This is a genomic window from Myroides sp. C6-3 (genome assembly GCF_050522425.1).
Taxonomy (GTDB): domain Bacteria; phylum Bacteroidota; class Bacteroidia; order Flavobacteriales; family Flavobacteriaceae; genus Flavobacterium.
The window spans coordinates 1-4,500 of record NZ_JBMVQP010000069.1; the positions used below are offsets into that span (position 1 = coordinate 1).

Here is a 4,500-nt window from a genome sequence, read left to right on the forward strand (position 1 = left end):
GGGAGCCAAAGGAGAAAAAGGAGATCCAGGAAAAGATGGAGCTGATGGACTTCCAGGAGCGCCAGGAAAAGATGGAGTAGATGGACTTCCAGGAGCACCAGGAAAAGATGGAGCCGATGGTCTACCGGGAGTCAAAGGAGATCCAGGAGAAAAAGGAGATCCAGGAGAAAAAGGAGATCCAGGAGAAAAAGGAGATCCAGGAGAAAAAGGAGCTGATGGTTTACCGGGAGCCAAAGGAGAAAAAGGAGATCCAGGAGAAAAAGGAGCTGATGGAGCCGATGGACTTCCAGGAGCACCAGGGCAAGATGGAGCAGATGGAAAAGATGGTGTTGGTGGTGTAACAGCGCTAGCGGAACGTAGTCCAATCACCATAACTGGAACAGGTGAAGTAGGAAACCCTTATAAATTAGGTTTGAAGTTTAACAACGGATTGCAACAAGATCCATTAAATACGGCTGATTCAGCCATTCAGTTCGGAGGACTTTTAGTACGCGATACAGAATTAGATATTGATGGAAATAAATTAGCCATAAAAGGGTTAAATAAAGATAAAACACAAGCTGTTACAGCTAATAAAATTGTACAGCACTTAATGGCAGTAGACGCTGAAACAAATGAAGTAAAAGCATTAAGAGCAGCAATGCCGAAGTTTTTCTACATGCCTTCAATTGTAGTGCCTACAGCAGCAAGCCAGGTTACCCCAGGCGATACTAGTACAACGTTTAACAATGCAACTCGAAAAGGAACGATTAACTTACATATGCTATATGAAAGACAGTATGGAAGTACAGTAATGTCTAGTCCAGGTGCAGCTGCACTTCCTGTGTTAGCAGCCGAAGACTTAGGGTATCACGTCACGTTTGCGAGCCCTGCATTTAGCATTGATAGTATAACTGAAGAAGGTGTAGTAACCTATACTGTAGATGCTACTGTAAGTGGAGAAGGATTAAACTTTATGAATATCGTATTTACGGTAAATGAAAAATAGGTATGAAGTACAACTATATATATAGTCTACTGTTGTTGTTCTTGTGCTTTGGTTTTCAAGCACAGGCACAACGCGTGGTAGCCTATCAAACGAAATTAAGTGAGTTATCAAGCACTCAGGTCAGCGCATGGAAGATTGAGTTAGAAGGAGATTACGACCAAAAGTATATCAACTTTAGAGATCTTGAAAATGCCGAACAAGTATTTGAAGAAATAGAAATTATTGATTTAAAATGGGATGGTCAAAGTGTACTTACTTTGCCCACTGCTGCGGTAAATCGTTTGCAAAGTCTGCGATTAATCTATCTTCGATCCAATCAAGTACTGAATGACAACGTCATCAAACAGCGATTTAGACAATTGATACAACAAGTAGAACGTTTAGATCAGGACGTTGAAATTGTGTATCGTACTATGGAAAAACCTAATTAACAAGAGTTATGAGAAAGAATAGTAGAGATAATAAAAAACGACTATTAGTTTGGATAGCTTTTGCATGCTTAGTAACTACTTCATTTTCGGGATTTGCACAAATAAAAAAGTCCTTTTCAAAACGTACGGAGTTTAATTTACAGGGGGATTTTACCATGATTGGGAATACAAATCTTACGTTAAGTAGTTATAATACGTCCACTGGAAATGGAAGCGAGAAGATGACGTATGTAGATATTGATGATGATACGACGACCATCAACTCTTCTTCTGCAACATTGGAAATCCCATCTACAAATCTTGCATGTCAAGAGATTGTATATGCAGGTCTTTATTGGTCTGGTCGTGCACATCAAGAAGATAGTCCGATGACTTTTTCTGTAACGCATAAATGGCAAGAGGTACGAGAAGTTAATTTAACTGATCAACAAGCAAAGTATAATAGAGACTTAACCGATTCTGGGTATAAGTTTAGTAGTGTAGACTTTGAAGGTGAGAATTTAGGTTATTGGTGGAATCCTAGGTGGAGTGACACCTATCCTATTTATAAGATTACAGGTTCGAACCGAGTAACATATGAATTTAGAATAACGAATGACGCGAATAATAGAGTCCAATATAAAAGTAATGCAACATCGGGCTTTCAAACGTTACCAAGCTCGTATAATTCCAATACAGGAGAGGCCACGCTAGATACTCCTTTGATCATTGAGATCGGTGATGTAACGCTTAAAATTACTGGATTTATAAGAAATACAAGTACCACTACTACAAGCTTTTCCAATAAAGCCCGTATTTATTACGAGGTTGTAGGACAGAAAACGGTTGAGGTAAGTGGACAAAAACAACTAAGTAAGCGCAAGGTTAAACTAAAAATAGCAGGCGATCAATACCAAGAGATTGAAGCAGCAGCAGAAGATATTTACTTCCCAAGTAATATAGATGGTAATATGTTTTCGGCCTATGCGGATGTTACTAATTATGTAAGAGAAAAAGGAGCAGGTGAGTATTTTGTTGCCGATATGGCATTGAATACTGGCAATGGTGGTAGTACTGGATATTATGGTGGTTGGGGAATGGTAGTCGTTTATAAACAGCCAGGTAGCACGCGTCGTTCTATTTCTGTATTCGATGGACATGCTTATGTAGCAGGTAGTACAACGACAAATTACGAATTGCCAATTTCAGGTTTTAGAGCAGCACAAACAGCAGATGCTCGTGTAACTCTCGGATTAATGGCAGGTGAAGGAGATGTCGATATTAAAGGAGATTATTTTGATATTATTGATGCAGGAAATAACAATTGGAAAAGAATCAATCGAGTTACGGGTGAAACGACAGAAGCAAGAAGTAACGATTCTGGTGTAAACTTTTTCAACTCATCAATTAATACAGGTGGAAACCCGCGTAATCCAAATCTGATTAATAATACAGGAATAGATATAGCGCGTTTTGATTTGAGTAATAGCCACAATAACCTTATTGGAAAAGAGCAGACCTCTACGAGATTCCGCTACGGATCTACTCAAGATACCTATATTATTTATAATATGGTTTTTGCTGTGGATGCTTATGAGCCTGAGGTAATAGGGTTTAATCGACCGATTACACACGATGGGGTACTGCCAACGCACAATGGTACAATACAACCTGGGCAAGATTTAGCTTTTCAATTGGATCTATACAATAAAGGATCTGATGCAGTAACGGGAACAAAAGTAGAAATTCCTATACCTTTTAACTTACATTATGTAGATGCTCAACCGACAGCAAATATGGCCGTGGGTGGAACAGTTTCGTGGGTACCACCATTAGGTGGAACAAATAACCCTGCTGTAACTTCTGGAGGAACTATTGTATGGAATATAGGCGAATTGCCGCTAGATTTGACACAAAGAGAGTTATTAGGACAATTGAAATATTACCTAAAAGCTTCTGAAAACTGTGTGTTATTGGCAACAAGCTCTTGTGGGCTTGAGCTAGAAATCAATGGAAATATTCTTGGAAAGGGAAAGGAATCAAAAGTAGATTTAAATGCACCTTTTGTTCGCGAGTACAGTACAGATTTATGTGCTCAACCGAACTTGGAGTCCTTTAAAATGACGTTGGTGGCTAGTGCAACCTTCTTGTCTTCTTGTACTCCGCCTGTAGATAATGGAGTGCTCTATTTCAAAGAAGTGTGTTCTGCTTCTACATCCAACCAATTGGATCGTACAGAAGTGGTAAATGCATACCCTCAAGGGACGAAGTTCTTTACTGTACCGCCTAGCTCTTATGACAGTACAACAGGTTTAGTAACTGGAGACTTCACGTTGAATACCGATGGAACGCCTAAAGACTATTATGCGGTTGTTCCTGGTATGGAAATAGGTTGTTATGCCAAGTTAGCGATTAGCAAAGACGTTATTACAACTGTTCCAACGGCTAGCAATGTAAGCTTCTGTTTGAATGACAATATTGAGCCAAATGTCGAGCGATCAACGGTGGGAATTGCGAATAATTATACCTTGTTTTACTTTGATGCACAAGGAAATCCGCTTCTATCGGTACCAAACCCGACAACGGTGGGAACACATCGCTATTTCGTGGCAGAAGGAAAAGGAGGTTGTTATGGAAGTAAAGTACCTTTTGAAATTACAATTGTCGATTCGCCAACAGTAAGTACTGTTTTAACAGATCTTGCGGTTTGTGAAAACGCTGATTCTTCTGTGATAGCAGTAGAAGCAAACGGAAGTAGTTATACATGGGAATATTCGACTACAGCCGATCCAACATGGAAAATACTAAATAATACAACATTTAGTCAGGTTGTTTTTGTAACTGATAAAACCTTAAAAGTTGAACATGCAACGCAGTCGATCAATGGATTAAAGGTGAAATTAGTAGTGAAAAGAGGAACTTGTGAAAGTGAATCTAATACGTTTACGATTCAGGTGAACGATTGTCCTGGTGTAAGTAATCCTATGTTGTTAAATCCAGCTATTTTTTAACCCTAAATGAGTAGTATGAAAAAAATATATAGCAACCGCTTACTCTTCCTAGGTTTACTAGGAGCTAGTAGCGCAGTTTATGCTCAATCCT

2 protein-coding genes and 1 pseudogene are annotated in these 4,500 nt (G+C 39.1%); all 3 read left to right on the top strand.

The window, feature by feature from the left end:
* A pseudogene (locus tag ACPDG9_RS15745) lies at nt 1-988 on the top strand (hypothetical protein); the annotation flags it as partial.
* A gap of 2 nt (nt 989-990) precedes the next feature.
* Complete coding sequence (locus ACPDG9_RS15750; RefSeq protein ID WP_430528654.1) at nt 991-1,419, top strand: hypothetical protein; 429 nt, start codon at nt 991-993, stop codon at nt 1,417-1,419.
* Between the two features lie 8 nt (nt 1,420-1,427).
* Complete coding sequence (locus ACPDG9_RS15755; RefSeq protein ID WP_430528655.1) at nt 1,428-4,409, top strand: hypothetical protein; 2,982 nt, start codon at nt 1,428-1,430, stop codon at nt 4,407-4,409.
* Nucleotides 4,410-4,500: the final 91 nt, after the last annotated feature.

What these genes read in the sequence shown, in the direction of transcription:
- ACPDG9_RS15750 (WP_430528654.1), top strand. Translation starts at nt 991, where the DNA reads ATGAAGTACAACTATATATATAGTCTACTGTTGTTGTTCTTGTGCTTT.
- ACPDG9_RS15755 (WP_430528655.1), top strand. Translation starts at nt 1,428, where the DNA reads ATGAGAAAGAATAGTAGAGATAATAAAAAACGACTATTAGTTTGGATA.